Source organism: Pelosinus propionicus DSM 13327, assembly GCF_900114615.1.
Lineage (GTDB): Bacteria > Bacillota > Negativicutes > DSM-13327 > DSM-13327 > Pelosinus > Pelosinus propionicus.
The window spans coordinates 35,502-55,694 of sequence record NZ_FOTS01000021.1 but is presented as its reverse complement, the minus strand read 5'-3'; the positions used below and the strand labels follow the sequence as shown (position 1 = coordinate 55,694).

Here is a 20,193-nt window from a genome sequence, read left to right as displayed (position 1 = left end):
TACTAGCGGTTCAAAATAACTTTTTTAAATAATAAAACCCTGCAATCTATGCAGGGTTAATTACATAATGTAATTATTGATTTATGAACTATCATGGCTAGGGCGGCAGGACTCGAACCTGCGGATGCGGGAATCAGAATCCCGTGCCTTACCAGCTTGGCGACGCCCCAATGAAATTTCCTATATGCATTATATACTATTTTCTTTAGAATAGCAAATCGTTTTACCGTAGAATGCGATTCTTTTTTTATTATGTAGTGTAGCTGGGATCATAAAAAGCTTTATTGACATAATAGTGAAACACTGATAGAATATTTCATGGTTTTCAGAGTGTTCACCAAGAGATGCCTTCGCATACTGCGAAGGCATCTCTTGTAGATTCAACAAGGAGTGAAGTACGTCGTATGAAATTAAAAATCAAGTTTTTGCTAATGGTCATTGTGACAAGTGCCGTGATGTTATCCGTTACAGCCATGGGATATTTTTTTGCCAGACATGAAGTAGTACAAAACATTACGAATGAAATGTTTTCGATTACGAATACACATGCAAAGGAGTTAGATGGCTGGCTGTTAACAAAGGCCCAGACCATAGTGGTGATTAGCCAGGCGATTCAATCCGTAACAGGTGATCAGGATATACCGATTTCTTTTTTGCAGCATTATAAAAACGATCCCACATTATTGGAATTATATGTAGGGTTAGAAGATGGTAAAATGATTCTTGGCTCTGGTTCAACTCTTCCTGCGGGATACGATCCGCGTCAGCGAAGCTGGTATCAGGAAAGCAAAAATAAAAATAAATTAATCTTTACGAATGCTTATATTGATGCAGCGACTCAAAAATATGTGATCTCGGCTGCTGTCCCACTGAAGGGAACTGCTGGCACTACTAGAGGGGTTGTTGGGATTGATATTGAATTGGGTCTGTTAAGTCAAGCAGTTAACGAAATTAATGTTAAAGGGAAGGGGTTTGGCTTTATTGTTGACCAGCAGGGAGTTATTTTAGCTCACCCTGATACCGCTCAGGTCTCAAAAAATATTCATGACAATCCGGCGATTCAGAAGTTTGCAACAGATATGCTGTCAAAGGATCATGGAATCGAGACCTATGATGCGGACGGTACTACGAAGGTAATGATTTATTCTCAGATTCCTTCTACAGGATGGCTGCTGGGGATTACTGTTGATGAAAAAGAGATATATGGTCAATTGACGTCGTTAGGATATCAATTTATTATAATTGCTTTACTGGGCATTGCCCTGTCTGTTGCGGTGAGCTGGAGTTTGGCAAAGAAAATAACTGATAATGTGATGATCTTGACAAAAAGAGCCCAGTTATTAGCCAGTGGTGATCTTACAGCAGACAATATCTCTCTTGGGACAAGTGATGAAATTGGACAGTTAGCAATGTCCTTTTCCACTATGGCAGAGAACCTAAAAGGTCTGATTCAAGATATTTCGCAAACGGCAGAGCATGTTGCTGCTTCAGCAGAGGAGCTTACAGCCAGTGCTGAACAGTCAGCATATGCTTCGAGTCAGGTAGCTGAGTCGATTTCAGAAGTTGCTGCCGGAGCTCAGAAACAGCTGCAGGCTGCAGAAGAGACCTCTGCTAGTGTGGGGGATATGTCTAGTAGTATTTTGCGGGTGGTGGATCATGCTGCTGCTGTTACAACTACTTCGGATCAAACAGCTTGTGCTGCTGTTGAAGGCACTAAAGCCATTGGCAGTGCTGTACAGCAAATGAATATTATTGAGCAGACTGTTTTAGCATCGGCACAAGTAGTAGCTAAGTTAGGTGAGAGATCAAAAGAAATTGGTCAAATTGTAGATGTTATTTCTACAATTGCCGGGCAAACCAATTTATTAGCATTAAATGCTGCAATTGAAGCGGCAAGAGCTGGTGAACAGGGAAAAGGGTTTGCTGTAGTAGCGGAAGAAGTGCGAAAATTAGCTGAGCAATCTGAAGATGCAGCTAAAAGGATTGCTGGCATGATTCAAGAAGTGCAGGAAGATACCAATCAAGCAGTAGCAGCCATGCATAGCGGTACGCGTGAAGTTGGTATTGGTGGAGAGGTTGTAAATCGGGCAGGAGAATCCTTTGCCCAAATTGAAGCATTAGTTGAGAAAGTGACGAGACGAGCTCACGAAATTACAACTTCCATTCAACAAATGAATGAAGGTAGAAAAACGATTGTTGCTGCGGTAGACGTTATTCATACTGTTACAAAAACGACTTCGGGGGAAACACAAAGTATATCTGCTGCTACGCAGGAGCAGTCCGCCTCTATGCAGGAAATTGCTTCTTCTAGTCATGCATTGTCAAATTTGGCTGAAGAATTACAAAGAACGATTCATAAGTTTTCCATATAAAAGATGTATATCGTGGTAATGACCTCTCATTCCAGAAGTGAATGAGGGGTCGTTGTTGTATACAGATCGTCTTGTAGTAGAAAATCATTGCGGTAATTGGAAAAAATCGTGTAAAATAAGGGATCAGGGCAAATTAATCCAAACTGGCTAAAAGCAAGATTTATTATAGATTTAAAATAGATAGCAGGGAGATTCACATGAAATTATTTATTGCAGAGAAACCAAGTATGGCAGCAGAACTTGCAAAATGCCTGCCTGGTCCCCTCGTGCGCAAAGATGGTTATATTGAAACTGGCGGTGGGATTGTAACTTGGGTATTTGGTCATATTCTTCGTCAAGCGGAACCGGGAGAATATGATGAAAAATATAAAAAGTGGCGAGCTGCAGATTTACCTATTATTCCAACAGAGTGGAAGTTGTTAGTCGCTGATTCTTGCATGAAGCAATTTAACATTATTAAGGCTCTCATTCATAGAGCAGCAGAAATTATTCATGCAGGTGATCCGGATCGTGAAGGGCAATTACTTGTTGATGAAGTACTAGGTTATACCCATAATGAAAAACCAGTCCTGCGCATTCTTCTAAATGCATTGGATGAAAAGAGTATAAAAAAAGCGCTTACGAATCTGCGCAGCAATCAGGATTTTTTTAATTTAAATCAATCTGCTTTAGCTCGTTCACGAGCCGATTGGCTTGTTGGGATGAACCTATCCCGTGCGTTTACGTTAGCTGCCCAAAGTGCTGGTCACGATATTACATTACCTATCGGTCGGGTTAAGACTCCTACTCTTGCGCTGGTAGTGAGGCGAGAGAGAGAAATAAAAAACTTTAAAGCCGCAGATTATTTTTTAATTAAGGCAGACATAAAACATGAAAATGGATCATTTAAAGCATCGTGGAAAGCAAAGGAAGAACAGCTGGGTAGGGACTCAGAAGGACGTTTAGTTGATCCTGTTATTGCACAAGCATTAATTGAGAAAATGGAAAAAGCACAAGAAGACGTTTCTATCGTATCTTGTGATACTAATGAAAAAAAAGAACCGCAGCGCCTTCCTTTTTCTTTATCTGCTCTACAGGTTTTGGCTGGAAAAAAGTATGGATATGATCCCCAGGCTGTTTTGACGGGAGCTCAGAATTTATATGAAAAGAAACTTACTTCTTATCCCCGTTCAGATTGTGATTTTTTGCCTGAATCTCAAAAAGCAGATGCCACTGTCATTTTAGCGAATTTATGCAATAGCCAGCAGGAAGAGTTAGCGATTTGGTCAAGTAAAGCGGATACAAAAATTAAAAGCCGTGCCTGGAATGACAAAAAGATAACGGCCCACCATGCAATTATTCCTACGGAAGTACCTTGTAAAATCAACACGCTTCCAGAGATTGAAAGAAATTTATATTTCTTAATTGCGCAGGCCTATGTTGCGCAATTTTATCCTGTTCATGTGTATAATCAGACTCGTGCCGAACTTGAATATGCAGGGGAAGATTTTGTGGCTAATGGCAGGGTTATCGTGACAATGGGCTGGAAAGAGCTTTATGGGGGTGAAGTTAAAGAAGAAGAGGATGAAGATAGTAAGACTCTGCCTAACATGCAAAAAGGCGATAAGGCTGAGTTTATCAGTGCCGCATTAGAAAAAAGGACAACAAAACCGCCAGTACGTTTTACCTCTAGTACGCTGCTGCAAGCTATGAAGGAAATACATAAATATGTTAAGAATCCTGAATTAAAAAAGCATCTTAAAGACGTATCTGGAATTGGGACTGAGGCCACTCGGGCATCGATTATAAAAGAACTGACAGTACGATCTTTTTTAGAAGAAAAGAAAAAATACTTGTATCCTACGGAGTCGGCTTATCTTCTTATTGATGCATTACCAGAAGAATTAACGTATCCGGATTCTACAGCCATATGGGAGATTATTTTTAACCGTATGGTGGAGGGAAAGGCTGAACTGACTAGTTTCATTGGGCAGCAGACTGAATTTATTACTAGCTTATGCTTAAAGGCTAAAGAAGTTCAGATTGAAAATAGAGATGCAAATGTAGTCAAGTGTCCAAGATGCAAGCAGGGGGTATTGAAATTACGCAATGGCAAAAATGGGGCTTTTTGGGGATGTTCCCGTTTCCCAGATTGCCGAGGTACTTGTAACGACAAAGATGGACAGCCGCAGCTATAAAAAGACTCAATTCGAGGAAAAATAGTCGAATACAAACGATTTTCAAAGAATGCTACCATTTTTGGACCTAATATGGTATTATTTTCTTATTGGACATAGGGAGGTAAGCAGATGAAGTGGTTTCAGAAAAAAGCTGTTATGCTGATGATATCCTTCTTAGGGTTAGGGATATGGTTGCCTGTTGTTCAGGCTGCACCTTTACAAAATAGTGACCTCATAAAGGTAACCGTAAATATAACCATTGAGAATCCGGATTATTTCTGGAAGTATCCGTTTTTAGGGAAAGAAATTGATAGTATTCGGATTTCTGGTATGGGTCAAAGCTTTTTCATACAGCCTGGTTCAAGCGGTGAACGTGTTGAGTTTGATGTGCCTAAAAACTATCGATTAAAGATTGCTCTTGAACTACAAAATAATAGCGAGACTGTAAAAGTAACTCGTTACTCTACCAAACGAGGCGTAGATGACAAGAAGAATGCGCTGGAGATTCTCTTAAAAGCACCAGCACCTCAATCGATTATTCTTACCGCAGCAGATTTCGAAGAGATAAGGGCTAAATAATAAGTGTTAAAAATAAGTCATTTGATTCATAGATTTCCAAAATAAATCTTTTTTACTATATAGCGGATTCATACATCTAGTTATATAGGGAGGTTCATATATGAGAAAAGAAAGAGTACTATTGGTTGATGATGATGGTATAGCTCTATTAGTGCACAGTAAGATGTTAGAACAGCATGCTGAAGTTGTTACTGCAGGAAATGCGAATGAGGCTTTAGAAATTATAAAGAAAGATAAGACGTTTGCTGTTATTATATCGGATCAATATATGCCGGATATGAATGGAGCCGAACTATTGCAAATTGTGGGTGTTATGGTACCCAATATGGTTCGGATTATGATCACTGGCTTTGCAGATTTAGATGTTGCCATGCAAGCGGTGAATTTGGGTAATGTATTTCGATTCCTGGTTAAGCCTTGCTGTCAAGAGGATTTAGTATTAGCTCTTGCTGCTGGTCTTGATAAATATCGGCAATCTGCAGGAGAAGCCTCTCAAGAAACACCGTTGACCGAGCCGTTGACAGAAAGAGAAAGAGAGGTTCTGCGTTTATTGGGGATTGGCTTTACCAGTGGAGAAATTGCATTGGCTATGGGGATTACCATTGGTACTGTTAAAACTCATGTGCACCACATTTTTGGCAAATTGGCAGTAAATAATCGGATTAAGGCGGTAGCAAAAGCAAAAAGTATGGGACTTATAGCAAGGTAGTAAATAATTCGTGGAATATCTAAGAAAGATATTCCTATTTTATTTCATGTTCTGCTATTTTGTGGAAGCGATTGAAATAATAACTTTGAAGTTATTGCAAAACTATATCTTTTGGCAGATGTAGTTTAGAAGTAAATCATCTATATTATGAATAAGTGGTAATCGTATTTGAGAAGGTGATTTTCGTGGAACATTTAAATGTGTCATTGATTCTATTGTTAATTTTAGTCGGCATGTCATATGCGATGTCCTTTTATACTTGGCGATATCGTTTTATATATGGATTATGGCTTTTCTGGAGTGTAGCTTTTATTGGTATTATACTGCAAATTGTCGGTTTTTTATTATATGAAGGTTTGGATATTGCAATGATAAGTGCCAGCATTGCCTTTTTATGTATTGTAATTGGTATTATTGCTTTTAAGTTCTTTGAGATTGTGCCAGCAGCAAAAAGCTTAGCGGTTGAGAATATGGAGGATGGTATTCTCGTACTTGATACCAAAGATCGAATATTGGATATGAATGTCCAGTTGGAGAAAATCTTAGGCATTAAAAAAAGTAATGTTGTCGGGGCCGTTGTAGATAGAATTGGAGCAGCTTGGCTCCTAGAAGCTGTACAGGGGGAACGGTTTCAAAAGTACACGATGATGCTGCAGCAAGATGAGGCTTATTATGAAGTTAATTCGACGCCTTTACAGCATCGCGGAAAAAATTTTGGCAGAGTAATTGTGCTTTGCGATGTTACCAGCCGTATGTTGGCAGAACAGCGCTTTCAGCAGCTATTGCAGTCAGAGGAAAAACTATTGCAAACGGAAGCTTTAGCTCATATGATGTTTAATCATCACCAGGCCATGATGATGATTATTGAAAGCAAGACGGGTCATATACTAGAAGCCAATGCAGCTGCAGAAAATTTTTATGAATCTCCCTTAGTCGGCCACTTGATACAGCAGTTTATTGAATACCCTGATGATCGTGGTGAAAAAAATAGCAGCCAGTACGCAATTGTTGGGGAATATCAATTTATGGCCAGGCATGCTTTAGCTTCAGGGGAAATAAAAGATTTATCTGTGAATCTTACAACAAAAGTGATTGGTGAAATGGTATTATCTTTTTTGATTTTAGAAGATTTTACTCAAAAGATGCAGCTAGAAAAAGCCCTGCGGGAGGCAAAAGAAAAAGCTGAAAAGGCAAATCAAGCAAAGGATGATTTTTTAGCAATTATCAGCCATGAGCTTCGTACGCCAATGAATGGTATTTTAGGAATGGCAAAACTGGTGCTAGGAACAAAGTTGCATCCAGACCAACGAGAGTGCTTGGAATTAGTACAGGTTTCAGGAGAAAAGCTGTTAGTTTTATTAAATGATTTACTGGATTTTTCAAAAGTTAGAGAAGGAAAGCTGGAATTAGAAAATATTTCTTTCTCCCTGCGGGATGTAATGAGTGAATTTCATCGCATCTTAAGAATGAAGGCAAAGAAAAAGGGATTGCAGTGTGTGATTCATATTGCTCATGATGTACCAGATGGATTGTATGGTGATCCTCGGCGATTGCAGCAAATTGTAATGAACCTAGCAGACAATGCCGTAAAGTTTACGAAGATCGGTTTGGTTTCAATTGCAGTGAATGTTAAGCAAGTCCTTGATAATCAGGTCAGCTTGTTATTTGTCGTACGGGATACTGGAATTGGAATCCCTCCAGAAAAGATTAACATTATTTTCCATAAATTTACTCAAGTAGATTCTTCCACCACGAGAAAGTATGGTGGGACGGGTTTGGGGCTTAGTATTGTGAAGCATTTGGTAGAAATCATGGGAGGTAAAGTCTGGGTAGAAAGTAGCCTGGATAAGGGCAGCTCTTTTTATTTTACTGTTGCTTTCAAAGTTTCTGAAATTCCTTCTGTCAATCAGGCGTTAGAGCAGCTTAAGCAACCTGTAAGCAGCAAAGATAGGATAGGCATTGGGAAGCTGAATGTTCTATTAGTTGAGGATGAATTTATCAATCAAAAGGTAGCTGTTAAAATGCTGTCCAATCAGGGACATAATGTTACATTGGCATCTAATGGGCGTCAAGCGATAGAATTGTTTAAGAAAGAACAATTTGATATTATTTTTATGGACATACAAATGCCTGAGATGGATGGAGTACAAACAACAGCTGCAATACGAGATTTAGAAGAGCAATGGGGTGATGAACGACGTATTCCTATTGTGGCGATGACAGCTTATGCAATGAAGGGAGATCGGGAACGTTTGATGTCTTGCGGCATGGATGAGTATGTTAGCAAACCCCTGGATTCTGAGGTATTAAATAATGTTGTAAGAAAACTATTGTATAAGCAATATGTAAATGCTGAAAAGCAAAGGCAAATGAGCAAAGAAGTGGGGAGAGTGGCGCCTAATCTCTACGTGGAGCAGCTTTTGAACATTTGCCAAGGAGATATGGATACAGTTAAGGCAGTCATCAGCTGCTTTTTGGATAATGGTACACAATATATGAGAAATATTGAGCAGGCTGTGAATGAAAAAAATGCCGACCACTTGAAACTCAGTGCTCATCGCTTAAAAGGTGCAGCAACGTATTTTGGAAATCAGACAGTCGTAGAATATGCAGCTCAGCTAGAACATATGGGAGATGCAGGTCAGCTAATTGATATTGAGCAGATTTTTGTTAAATTGCAAGCAGCTGTGAAGCAACTGGAAGATGGATTACAGCAGGCATGGCGGGAATTACCAAATATCAAAGAATGAAAGAATACACGGCTTTTGCCGTGTATTCTTTCATTCTTTGGTATTATTAGTTTATATGTTTCTTTTGAGTATCTTTGTGTTATAGGACCGTAGGATATTAATGATGTACGGTATCACTTGAAAAAACTTTAAGAATTTCGAAGTTAAGCCTCTGGGTTTCTAAGATTGCAGTAATTTTGGCATCCATCCGATATAAGGTGGCGACAATGTCATCTTGTTGGTCTTCTGATAATAAATCAATGTTTGCGTGTAATTTTTGTAATTCTCCTGAAGTTAATTCCTCTAAACTGTCAAGGCGCTTATTAATATTCTCCATAGAAACTAATATTTTGTTCAGTATTTCTTCATTCATATAATTCCCCTGTCTTTATCAATTGATATAAATATATGTAATTTTTGGTTGATTTATTATACATTTTCCGTTGCTGTTGCGTCAAGGCGTGGGATTTTATTTCAGAATATCTTTTGGATCAAGTATAGCGGCAGGGCCTTCTTCTCCCGTCCGAATTCGCACTGCATTTTCGATAGGATAAATAAAAATCTTACCATCGCCGATTTTTCCCGTAGAGCAGATTGTCCTTGCGGTTGCAACTACTTTATCTACGGGGACCTCACATACAACAATTTCTATCTTGATCCCTGCTAAAAGATTAATGTTATATTCTTTACCGCGGTATATTTCCGTATGACCTTTTTGTAGCCCGCAGCCAAAGACTTGACTTACGGTCATACCGGTAACCCCGATTGCATTTAAAGCTTCTTTTAGTTCTTCTAGCTTGCCAGGACGGGTGATGATATCGATTTTAGTCATGATCGACATGGTGTACTACCGCCTTTCATCATAATGTAAGAAGCAACGAAGTGCAGATGCTGCTTATATTGATAATTAGCTATTTATTAGCTTATTCCTTCTGAGCATTGTAATAATGTGCGAGGAGCAAAAGCATTATATTTTTAGATAGATTTGATGTAAATGCATAAAGAAAGGGACAGTTAGGTAAGACTCTATATAAATAACATATTCTATTGTTTACATAAAGATGAAAATAATGCAAATCGTTAAACAAGGGGCAGCAATACAAGAAAGAACCTGACAGAAGAACTGTCAGGTTCAAAAGGAGGATTATCGAAAAGGAGGGAATGTTATGCTATAGTATTAGGTATTATCTTCTTGGCGATCCATAATAGCGATATCGCCTTCCTCACCAGTACGGATTCTAACGGCATTTTCTATGGGATAAACAAATATTTTGCCATCTCCGATTTTACCAGTGCGACATACTTTCTTGATGGTTTCGATTACGGTTTCTACTGGAACTTCGCATACTACGATTTCCACTTTTATGCCAGCTAGGAGGTTAATATTATATTCTTTACCTCGGTATACTTCAGTGTGACCTTTCTGTAAGCCGCATCCAAAGACTTGACTTACTGTCATACCCATTACACCAATGGCAGCTAAAGCTTCTTTTAACTCTTCTAATTTACCTGGGCGAGTCACTACATCAATTTTGGTTATTTTTCTCATGAAGGATTACCACCTTTCTGATTTAGTGAGATTTAGAATGTGAAGGTTGTAAGACTGAGCTATTGATTGGTTCTGATTGGCTAGCAATATGAGAAAAGGCTAAAGGAGAACCAGCAGTTATATCTTGGTACGTATATCCCCGTTCGCCATGTTCTGCAATGTCTAGACCAATATCTTCATGGCTTTCGTCAGAACGTACCTGCATGAATACACTAATTACTTTTAATATTATAAAGGTCATAACAGCTGCAAAAACCCAGGTTACTGCAACTCCAAACAATTGCGTTAAGACAAGATCAGGATTACCGAAGAATAATCCATCGGCACCAGCGGGATTTACAGCTGTAGAAGCGAATAAACCTGTAGCGATTGCACCCCAAGTACCACCGATTCCATGAACGCCAAAAGCATCAAGAGCATCATCATAACCAAGTTTTGTTTTTAAAATACTAACAGCAAAGAAACAAATTGCACCACCGGCTAAACCGATTATAATAGCAGGAATTACACTGACAAAACCTGCAGCAGGTGTGATTGCTACAAGACCAGCTACACAGCCACTTGCTGCACCTAGTATAGTGGGTTTGCCATGGTAGAGCCATTCTGTTAGAACCCAAGCAAGTGTAGCTGCGGCAGCTGCTACATGAGTAACTACAAAAGCACTGACGGCCAAGCCACTAGCTGACAATGCACTTCCGGCATTGAAGCCAAACCAGCCGAACCAAAGAAGTGAGGCACCAATAAGAGTCATAGGCAAATGATGAGGCAGCATAATTTCTGTGCCGTATCCTTTACGTTTTCCTATAAATAAAGCGACAATTAAGCCAGAAATACCTGAGGAGATATGAACAACTGTTCCACCGGCGAAATCTAAAATACCCATTTCTCGCATCCAGCCGCCTACACCCCATACCCAGTGTGCAAGAGGATCATATACAACGGTTGCCCAAATTACAATAAATACAGCAAAAGCAGAGAATCTCATACGTTCAGCAAAAGAACCAGTGATCAGTGCTGCTGTGATAATGGCAAACATACATTGAAATACCATAAAAAGTAGATGTGGTATTGTTGCAGCATAATCTGGGTTTGGCAATTGGCCTACATCATTTAAACCGAACCATGCCAAGCTGCCGATAAAATGATTGATATCAGGTCCGAAGGAAAGGGAATAGCCCCAGAGTACCCATTGTACAGTAATAAGTCCGATGATAAAAAAACTTTGCATAAGAGTGCTCAATACATTTTTAGTTCTTACCATACCTCCATAGAATAAGGCTAAGCCAGGTGTCATAAGCATTACCAGTGCAGCGCTTAATAAAATAAAAGTGGTATCACCTGTGTCGATGGCAGCAACTTCGGCGGCGGCTTCTGCGCCTTCGGCGAAAGCTGTTCCGAGACTAAGCAGCATCATAAGGACAGAAGTGCTCATAATAGTCAAAAGCTTTTTCATTTTAAAACCCCCCATGTTTTAGATCGTAAAATAAGTATTTTATACTTTTCAGGGAATTAAAAAAGCGCCTAAAGGTAGTGAGACCTTCAGGACGCCATTGTCCCTAATAGACAGAAAAAACCTCCGCAAGTACATTGCGAAGGCATCATTGCCTATTTCGTATAAAATTTATAAATGAATTATATCAGTGTTTCATAGCCATGTCAATAAAGAAAGGTAAAAATAAAAATCCGAACAAAAATCAGATTTTTCTATATAAAATTCGATAAAAATAGGATATAATGATTTCTGGATTTGTAAGAGTAAAATACAAGTCTATTTTTAATGTTATTTAAAGGATGCGAACATTTTTTCTAACGTAAATTATGGATGAGAAGGAGCAAGATAATGCAAAGCAAATATGATGTAGTGATTATTGGTGGAGGCCCTTCGGCGATTTTTGCCGCCTATGAACTAGTGTCCAACAATCCGGCTATTTCCTTAGCGATGATTGAAGAAGGTCATGATATATATCATAGGACATGTCCTATAGCAGAAAAGAAAGTAAAGCATTGTATAAACTGTAAACCATGTAGCATTATGCGTGGCTTTGGTGGGGCAGGAGCCTTCTCAGATGGTAAGTATAATTTTACCAGTGAGTTTGGTGGCTGGTTAAATGAGTATCTTACAGATGCACAAGTAGAAGAGTTAATTGATTATGTAGATTCGATTAATATAAAATATGGAGCACCTAAGGAATTTTTCACAACCAAGAACAGTAGTATTCGTAAAAGTGCAATTGCTCATGATTTACACCTGCTGCAGGCAAAGGTTCGTCATTTGGGTACGGAAAATAATTTGCATATTTTAAAATGCATTTATGAATTCTTAAAAGATAAAATGACCATCATGTTTAATAAACACGTAGAAGACTTTCAGAAGCAAGAAACTGGCTTTAGTGTAAAGCTGAAAAATAGCTTGGAGGAGATTTACTGCGACTATTTAATTGCAGCTCCTGGCCGTGCTGGCTCAGAATGGTTTTCGGAAAAGTGCCTAAAGATGGGACTGACGATTTCTAGTAATCAAGTGGATGTTGGTGTGCGAGTTGAAATTCCAGCAGAGGTGTTTCAACATATTACAGATGAAGTATATGAAGCTAAATTGGTGTATCGCACGAAGCAATATGGTGATTTGGTTCGTACTTTTTGTATGAATCCCAAAGGATATGTGGTAGCAGAAAATACAGATGGTATTATTACGGTGAATGGTCATAGTTATCGTGATGAAAAACTTCATAGTAAAAATACGAACTTTGCCTTATTAGTCAGTAATCGTTTCACAGAGCCTTTCAATGAACCCCAGCAATATGGCAAGCGAATTGCTTCTTTTTCCAATATGTTAGGTGGCGGAGTTCTGGTACAGCGGTTTGGTGATTTGATAAAAGGACGTAGAACCAATGATCATCGATTAAATCAAAGCTTTACTAAACCAACCCTTGCTGCGACTCCAGGAGATTTGAGTTTGGTTTTGCCAAAGCGTCATTTAGATAATTTGATTGAGATGATTTATGCTTTAGATAAGATTGCGCCTGGGATGGCCAATGATGATACCTTGTTATATGGTGTAGAAGTAAAGTTTTATAGCTCTCGCTTAAAGCTGACAGAGCTGTTAGAGACTGAAATTCCGAATATGTTTGGTATTGGAGATGGAGCTGGCATCACACGTGGTTTGTCTCAAGCTAGTGCTAGCGGAATACATGTTGCTAGAGTAATTCACCAGAGAATGCAAAATAAATAGATCGTTTGCAATCAGCAATGAACGCGAAGAAGTCATTATCGGCTTCGCTTTCATTGCTGTTTTACTGTTTAATACCTTTATCTTACGAAGAAGAATGCTATGTTGTTGATTATATTCACAATCGAGATCTATGGCCTGGAATGTTACGTGAAAAAATAGACAGAATTCATTGAAAAAAGCTATAAGATAGATAGCCTTTTGTTATGGAGAAAAAGAGAGAAAAAGAGCGAAAAATCGAGATTTAAGGATAAAAAATAGATTAGACAGCCTGTCAGTGAGAGTGAATCTTATTTATGAATATGTTATTGTTATAGAGAAGAGAAGGAAGAGACGGAGGACATTAAAAATGCAAAATGAAACAGCGGTAAAACCACCTCATATTGTAATCATCGGAGCTGGTTTTGGCGGAATTCGTACAGCTCGTGCATTAGCAAAGCATGAAGTGAAGATTACCCTTATTGATAAGTATAATTATCATTTATTTCAACCGTTGCTATATCAAGTAGCAACAGCTGGATTGTCGGTAGATGATATCGCGTATCCTGTTCGCGCTATATTTAGAGATCAAAAAAATGTAGATTTTCGTTTAGCAGAAGTATCAGATGTGGATTTTGATAATAAAGTAGTTACCATGAATACAGGTGAAATTGGTTATGATTATTTGGTGGTCGCGGCAGGCGGCTCAACAAATTATTTTGGTATGGAGTCCATGGAGAAAAATGGCTTTGGCATGAAAACCTTGGATGAATCCGTTATGATTCGTAATCATGTACTTCGCATGTTTGAGTTGGCGGCTCATGAGAAAGATGCTGATAAGCGTCGTGCTTTGTTAACCTTTGTAATTGTAGGTGGTGGCCCTACAGGGGTGGAATCCGCAGGTGCTTTATCAGAATTAATTTATCATGTCATGGTAAAAGAATACCATACCCTGAATTTTAAAGAAGTACGTATCATGTTAGTCGAGGCTTCAGACAAATTATTCGCAGCTATGCCAAAAGAACTGCGTGATGCTACTGTAGAAACTCTAATCCGCAAACATGTAGAGGTACGTTTGTGTGTGCAGGTTACAGACTATAATGGGGAAAAAATGAGCCTGAAAGGCGGGGAAGTTATTCCTACCTATACTGTAGTTTGGGCAGCAGGGGTAAAAGCCAATACGTTGATCGATACACTAAAGGTTGAACAAGCCAGTATGCGACGGGCGGTTGTAAATGAATTTTTGCAGTTGCCTACCCGCCCTGAAGTCTTTGTGATTGGTGATTCCGCTCAATTTATGCAAGGAGAAAGACCTTTGCCTATGGTCGCGCCTGTAGCGATACAACAGGCTGAAGTTGCTGCAAAGAATATACGCAGCTTAATACGGGGCAAGGAACTTAAAAAATTCACATACAAAGATGTAGGAAATATGGCAACTATTGGACGAAATGCGGCGGTTGTGCACATGGGAAGCTTTAAAACTCATGGATTTATCGCTTGGGCGATCTGGTCTTTCGTGCATATTTTGCGGTTGATTGATTTCCGTAATCGGGCTGTTGTATTTGTAAAATGGATGTGGGATTATCTTGTATATGAAAGAGTCGTACGTATCATTACAAGGCAACGTCAATAGAAAACTAGCAGCAAGCAGGGCAACTGTTTGCTGCTAGTTTTTTTATTTCCAATGAACCCTAGTTCCCTTCTGATTATCGACTAATTTATTCCATTGAGCCATTTTTGGTTTCCCAATAGTTGTACTTGGGGTATGGTATAAGTGAAATCTTAAAGAGTATTCAAAAAAATAGGAGGAGGTTTATTGTGAACGGTATTTATCTTGTTATTATTGCCGCGCTTTGGTTAACTCTTGCGTATCGTATTTATGGCTCCTTTATTGCCGCCAAAGTACTTACGCTGAATGAAGAGAGGGTGACACCTGCAGTGAGTATGGACGATGGCAGGGATTATGTTCCTACAAACAAATGGGTCACCTTTGGCCATCATTTTGCAGCGATAGCTGGTGCAGGTCCGCTGGTAGGTCCGGTTATTGCTGCCCAGTTTGGTTATCTCCCAGGAACGCTATGGTTATTAATTGGTGCTGTCTTTGCTGGTGCTGTCCATGATATGGTTATCTTGTTCGCATCCGTTCGTCACAATGGCTTATCAGTGGCACAAATAGCGAAAAAAGAAGTTAGTAATATATCTGGTTTTTGTACTTCGATTGCGGTTTTATTTTTGCTGGTGATTACTCTGGCTGGTATGGCTGTAGTAGTAGCAAATGCTTTATACAATAGTCCTTGGGGTACATTCACGGTTGCTGCGACCATTCCTATTGCTATTTTTATTGGTATTTATCTGCGCTGGCTGCGCCCTGGGAAGATCCAGGAGGCTTCTATTATAGGTGTGCTATTGGTTTTAGCTGCTGTATTTGTTGGCCCATGGATTCAACATTCTTCATTGGCGCCATACTTTACATTTGATGTGAGACAATTATCAATTATGCTAGCCTTTTACGGCTTTTTTGCTGCGGCCCTGCCAGTGTGGCTGCTGCTGGCACCACGAGATTACTTAAGTACTTATATGAAAATTGGTACGATTGCCGCTTTGACAATTGGCATTATTGTAGTTAGACCTGAAATTCAAATGCCTGCATTCAGTCAATTTGTTAGTGGCGGTGGACCTGTTATCGGCGGTCCGGCGTGGCCTTTTGTCTTTATTACGATAGCCTGTGGTGCGTTATCTGGTTTTCATTCTTTAATTAGTACAGGTACGACGCCCAAAATGATCATGAATGAAAGAGAGATTCTTCCTATCGGCTACGGTGCTATGTTAGTTGAAAGTTTTGTTGCTTTAATGGCATTGATTGCTGCTACTAGCTTGAATCCCGCTGATTATTTCGCTATCAATTCTACTCCAGCAGCATTTGCAAAGTTAGGATTAGTTGTAGACCAATTGCCCCATTTGTCAGAAATGGTTGGTGAGAATATAACAGGCCGTCCAGGTGGTGCCGTTTCTTTGGCGGTTGGTATGGCTCATATATTTTCGAAAATACCAGGAATGGAATCCCTTATGTCCTTTTGGTATCATTTTTGTATCATGTTTGAGGCTCTGTTCATTTTAACGTTAATTGATGCTGGTACTCGTGTTGGCCGTTATCTATTGCAAGAAATGGGTGGTGTAATCTATAAACCACTTAAAGATACACACTGGTGGCCTGGAATCATCTTTACAAGTGCTTTAATTTGCTTTGCTTGGGGTTACCTGGTACTCCAGGGGAATATTTCTACGATTTGGCCTTTATTTGGTGTTTCCAATCAGCTATTAGGCACCTTGACGTTAGCAATCGGTACTACCATGCTCTTTCGTATGGGGCGGGGGCGTTATGCCTGGATCACTATTATGCCTATGATGTTTTTAGCAACCGTGACATTCACCGCAGATTATATGAATATTTTCAATACCTATTTACCAGCCAAAAATTATCTGCTAGCTGGTGTGAGTGGTGTGATGTTTGTACTGGTAATCGTTGTTCTTGTTGATTCTATTATTCGTTGGGTGCATCTATCACGAACGGTTCCACCTGATTATAGTGAAGCACCTGCACCTAAATCCATAATTCATTAGAGATAAAAAAATAGGCTCCGCTGGTTGAAGTGCACCCCCAAAGTTAGACAGTATGATATACTGAATTAACTTTGGGGGTGCACTTCAGGTTCGGAGCTTATTTTTTTATCCTTTTCATCTTTTCTATATGCTCACTGCATCTCTGCGGTTCAATTTGATTTGGTTTTCGCATATTGCATAGCCGATGTGATTTATATATAATAAGTTGGGCAAAGGATGGTAGGTCTAAGGGGGAATCGATAAAATGATTGATATGCCAGCTATTATTTCAGATCACGTAATGGATGCTGCTAAGGGATGGAGTATTGAAGAGACGATACCGAATGTATCTCATGTTATTGCGGTGTTGAAAGAAACTTGGGATTTACAGACGTTCCGGAATTTAGAACAAGGGAAAGTAGCCGTTCCTGATGATGTGATGAATGAGTATTTAGCTTCAACAATAGAAGATAGTGAAGAAATAAAAGAATTGTCCATCACATCTTTAGAGGGTCATAAGCTAAAAATTAGTGCCTTAACGAAAAAGGCTGGGCGTATGGTTTTTATATGCGATATCAAGCAGTTTGAACATAATAGAGAGAGCTCGTTTATGAAATTAAAAATTGTAGATAAGAAATTACCCGATAAGCCAATTGTTTCTTGGATTTTTTCTAAAGTCAGTTTAGCTATGGTTACAAAATTCGTAGGTCATGTTAATCCTGGTTATGGTTTGGGGGTTAAAGTTGTGGGGAATGAGGTAACTATTGATTTCCATCAGGCATTATATAACTCTAACATAGGAACGCTTGATGTATTTGGTTATAAACCTTTGGATGCAATGATCATTAAAGAGGCTGTACCAGAAAAGGGATTTGTCAACTTTACAACGGCTGTGGATTTACCAGATGAAATTAAAGACAGGATTAAGAATGTGCTGCCCTAATAGAGGGGTACATAAAAGTAAAAATCAAAAATGTCCTAATAAAAACAGGCTTTGTAGAAACAAAGCCTGTTTTTATTAGGACAAGGGATAATCAGGAGTACACATTCGACTAATGGTTCGTGTTTTATCGGTAGACAAATCAATCAACTTTTGATCGAGAGTTTTAACAATCGGATCATTGGAGTTTGGGGAAAAGAAAATAATCGTTGCTTCTTGTCCATCACTTAATATGACATTACTATTTAGTAAAGAATCACGAACCTGTTTCGTAAACATTTGACAGATAGTAGGGTCAAGTTTGCCAAACATATCTTTTGTTATTACATTCAGTGCATTGAAAGGATTGCAGTAGTCTCCTATATAGGAATGGTATTGAAATATATCAGCAATGGCAATAATCTTAGCATAGGGGTGAATTTTTGAACCAGTGATACCCATGGGAAAACCAGTACCATCCAAATACTCATGATGTTGTAAAACGCTTAAGGTTACTTCGTCGGAAATACCTTTAACATTCTTGATCAGCCGGGCTCCATTGATAACATGATCCTTTTCGGAAGTGGAGCTGTTTTCCTGACTAATAACCATTTTTCCTATATCATGAAGCAGTCCCGCTAAGGTGAGTGCTTTAAGTTCCGTTTCATTATAATGCAGCTGTCTGCCGATTAATCCGCAGATATAAGCTACCATAGCAGTGTGCCGTGCAATATTGCTGGCTAGTTGGTAATCGCTAATCAACAGGTAGTCCATAAGGGCAGGACCTGTTGTCAGTATTGAAGAATAGATTGCAAAAGAAGTGCTTTTCAGAGCCAGAACAGGAACCTTATTTTGGTTGCGCACAAATTCGAAGGAGTTGTCAGTAGAGGTTAGAATTGAATCATATTCTTGAAAAAACTGCATGCATTCCGCAGATATATCAAAAGAGGAGGATGGAGGCGGCAGTATAGCTTGGCTTTCAGATGGCTCGTGGTCATCCTCCGAATTTATGTAGACATAATTGACATCCCACATACTAAGAAGCGAGATGGCCCTCTGACTTAAAACGCCCCCTGCATTTAGCAGTGTTTTTCCAGCGGGAGTGATGACAGCATCACTGAGTATCAAACCTGGACTCAGATTTTTAACGGCGACCATTTTAGTAGCGATAAGAACCAACTCCTTTAATTTCTATAGTATTAAACTCGAATCATAGACAAAAAATAAGTGCTAATAGTAAGATTATACAATGTATGACTCGATATCTCAAAATATTTTCGAAGAAGTACTGAATAATAAGATGTTTGTCCTATGATATAGAATAGATAAGTTTAAGAGGATATTAGAGGCGGAGGACACATTAGACCTATTTATTTTAGTACCTATTATGTTCTCATGTTCGCATAAGCAGCTTTGTGACGTTGTGTTTAAAAAACGGCTATACTTTTAAGAGAGCGAAAGATTTTCTTGCTTTTTTGCATCTTGCAATAGGACGAGTTATAATGAGGCTAAAGAGTTAGGATGTCAATTGTCAAGTATGGAGGCGAAAATATGGTATATTTTATTAAGTTTCTATATAGTACCTTCTTATTCCCCCCAGGGATTATTATAGTGGGTTTATTTTTTTTATGTTTGTACGCCTTCCAGAAGCATCGGAAATTAGCAAATATAATAGGGTTATTTACAGTGGTGTTTTATTTATGCACCATTTCATTGCTAAGTGACCGGTTAATAGGAGCTTTAGAAAAAGAGTATCAGGTTCCAAGTATAGTAGACGGAGATGTTATTGTTATGCTGGGAGGCGGAGCGACCCTTGATACACCAAATGTCAATGGAATAGGTCATTTGTCAGGTTTTGCTGCTAATCGTCTTTTAACTTCGGCTCAACTGTATCAAAAGCTGCATATTCCGATAATCTTATCAGGGGGGAAAGTTTTAGAGACTACAGGGTGTGAAGCGGAAATCAGTAAAATTATTTTGCTTGGGTTAGGGGTTCCAGAAGAGAAAATTATTATTGAAGATAAAAGTCTAAATACCACAGAAAATGCGATGTATACGAAAGTTCTTCTAGAGAAGTATGAATTTAAACAGCCTATTTTAGTGACCTCGGCTTTTCATATGAAACGGTCTGTATTGCAATTTGAAAAAGCAGAGGTAACTGTTCTGCCGTATCCAACCGATTATCAAAGCAACATAAAAAATCAATTTGAACTTCATCAATTGTGGCCTTCTGCAGGAGCGTTGCAAAATATAAGTTTGGCATTGAAAGAATACGTTGGCATTTTAGCAGTCCGGTGGTATTAGTACCTTATCAGCCCTAAATCAGTGGATACTGACAGTCTATTCTCCGCACCCCTTCGTTGTCGTCGGTC

Annotated in this window: 15 protein-coding genes and 1 tRNA gene; 10 read left to right on the top strand and 6 right to left on the bottom strand. The window is 39.0% G+C overall.

The genetic code is table 11. The annotated features are described in order from the left end of the window. Window positions 1-94: 94 nt before the first annotated feature. A tRNA-Gln gene (locus BMZ99_RS12765) sits at window positions 95-170 on the bottom strand. Between the two features lie 234 nt (window positions 171-404). Here BMZ99_RS12765 and BMZ99_RS12760 point away from each other — a divergent pair. The 5 genes from BMZ99_RS12760 to BMZ99_RS12740 all read left to right on the top strand — a co-directional run bounded on the left by BMZ99_RS12760 (window position 405) and on the right by BMZ99_RS12740 (window position 8,569). Further along, window positions 405-2,372 (top strand): methyl-accepting chemotaxis protein, encoded by a 1,968-nt coding sequence (locus BMZ99_RS12760; protein WP_090937736.1) that lies wholly within the window; start codon window positions 405-407, stop codon window positions 2,370-2,372. 197 nt (window positions 2,373-2,569) lie between these two features. Further along, window positions 2,570-4,549, top strand: coding sequence for a DNA topoisomerase 3 (locus BMZ99_RS12755; RefSeq protein WP_090937733.1), 1,980 nt, complete (start codon window positions 2,570-2,572; stop codon window positions 4,547-4,549). A gap of 111 nt (window positions 4,550-4,660) precedes the next feature. After that, the gene (locus BMZ99_RS12750; RefSeq protein ID WP_090937730.1) at window positions 4,661-5,110 is read left to right on the top strand and encodes a hypothetical protein; all 450 of its coding nucleotides are present in this window, start codon (window positions 4,661-4,663) and stop codon (window positions 5,108-5,110) included. A 100-nt stretch (window positions 5,111-5,210) separates the two neighbouring features. Beyond that, window positions 5,211-5,819, top strand: a complete 609-nt coding sequence (locus tag BMZ99_RS12745; RefSeq protein ID WP_090937728.1) for a response regulator transcription factor — start codon at window positions 5,211-5,213, stop codon at window positions 5,817-5,819. A 185-nt stretch (window positions 5,820-6,004) separates the two neighbouring features. Further along, window positions 6,005-8,569, top strand: coding sequence for a hybrid sensor histidine kinase/response regulator (locus BMZ99_RS12740; protein ID WP_090937725.1), 2,565 nt, complete (start codon window positions 6,005-6,007; stop codon window positions 8,567-8,569). Between the two features lie 97 nt (window positions 8,570-8,666). Here BMZ99_RS12740 and BMZ99_RS12735 read toward each other — a convergent pair whose 3' ends face one another. The 4 genes from BMZ99_RS12735 to BMZ99_RS12720 all read right to left on the bottom strand — a co-directional run bounded on the left by BMZ99_RS12735 (window position 8,667) and on the right by BMZ99_RS12720 (window position 11,550). After that, the gene (locus BMZ99_RS12735; protein WP_090937722.1) at window positions 8,667-8,921 is read right to left on the bottom strand and encodes a hypothetical protein; all 255 of its coding nucleotides are present in this window, start codon (window positions 8,919-8,921) and stop codon (window positions 8,667-8,669) included. A 96-nt stretch (window positions 8,922-9,017) separates the two neighbouring features. After that, complete coding sequence (locus BMZ99_RS12730) at window positions 9,018-9,389, bottom strand: P-II family nitrogen regulator (protein ID WP_090937718.1); 372 nt, start codon at window positions 9,387-9,389, stop codon at window positions 9,018-9,020. 336 nt (window positions 9,390-9,725) lie between these two features. After that, window positions 9,726-10,097, bottom strand: coding sequence for a P-II family nitrogen regulator (locus tag BMZ99_RS12725; protein WP_090937715.1), 372 nt, complete (start codon window positions 10,095-10,097; stop codon window positions 9,726-9,728). Between the two features lie 22 nt (window positions 10,098-10,119). Then, window positions 10,120-11,550, bottom strand: coding sequence for an ammonium transporter (locus tag BMZ99_RS12720; RefSeq protein ID WP_090937711.1), 1,431 nt, complete (start codon window positions 11,548-11,550; stop codon window positions 10,120-10,122). A gap of 387 nt (window positions 11,551-11,937) precedes the next feature. Here BMZ99_RS12720 and BMZ99_RS12715 point away from each other — a divergent pair, with 387 nt between their 5' ends. From BMZ99_RS12715 to BMZ99_RS12700, 4 genes are all read left to right on the top strand, one after another. After that, window positions 11,938-13,326 carry an NAD(P)/FAD-dependent oxidoreductase gene (locus BMZ99_RS12715; protein WP_090937708.1) on the top strand — a complete coding sequence of 463 codons (1,389 nt, stop codon included), beginning with the start codon at window positions 11,938-11,940 and terminating at the stop codon, window positions 13,324-13,326. Between the two features lie 346 nt (window positions 13,327-13,672). Next, window positions 13,673-14,935 carry an NAD(P)/FAD-dependent oxidoreductase gene (locus BMZ99_RS12710; RefSeq protein ID WP_090937706.1) on the top strand — a complete coding sequence of 421 codons (1,263 nt, stop codon included), beginning with the start codon at window positions 13,673-13,675 and terminating at the stop codon, window positions 14,933-14,935. A 185-nt stretch (window positions 14,936-15,120) separates the two neighbouring features. Next, window positions 15,121-16,923 carry a carbon starvation CstA family protein gene (locus tag BMZ99_RS12705; RefSeq protein WP_090937703.1) on the top strand — a complete coding sequence of 601 codons (1,803 nt, stop codon included), beginning with the start codon at window positions 15,121-15,123 and terminating at the stop codon, window positions 16,921-16,923. Between the two features lie 244 nt (window positions 16,924-17,167). After that, window positions 17,168-17,845 (top strand): hypothetical protein, encoded by a 678-nt coding sequence (locus tag BMZ99_RS12700; protein WP_090937699.1) that lies wholly within the window; start codon window positions 17,168-17,170, stop codon window positions 17,843-17,845. 75 nt (window positions 17,846-17,920) lie between these two features. Here the strand turns inward: BMZ99_RS12700 and BMZ99_RS12695 are convergent, their stop codons facing one another. Then, window positions 17,921-18,979, bottom strand: coding sequence for an HD-GYP domain-containing protein (locus tag BMZ99_RS12695; RefSeq protein ID WP_090937694.1), 1,059 nt, complete (start codon window positions 18,977-18,979; stop codon window positions 17,921-17,923). 555 nt (window positions 18,980-19,534) lie between these two features. Between BMZ99_RS12695 and BMZ99_RS12690 the strand changes: the two genes are divergently transcribed. Further along, complete coding sequence (locus tag BMZ99_RS12690; protein WP_245754951.1) at window positions 19,535-20,125, top strand: YdcF family protein; 591 nt, start codon at window positions 19,535-19,537, stop codon at window positions 20,123-20,125. Window positions 20,126-20,193 lie beyond the last annotated feature (68 nt).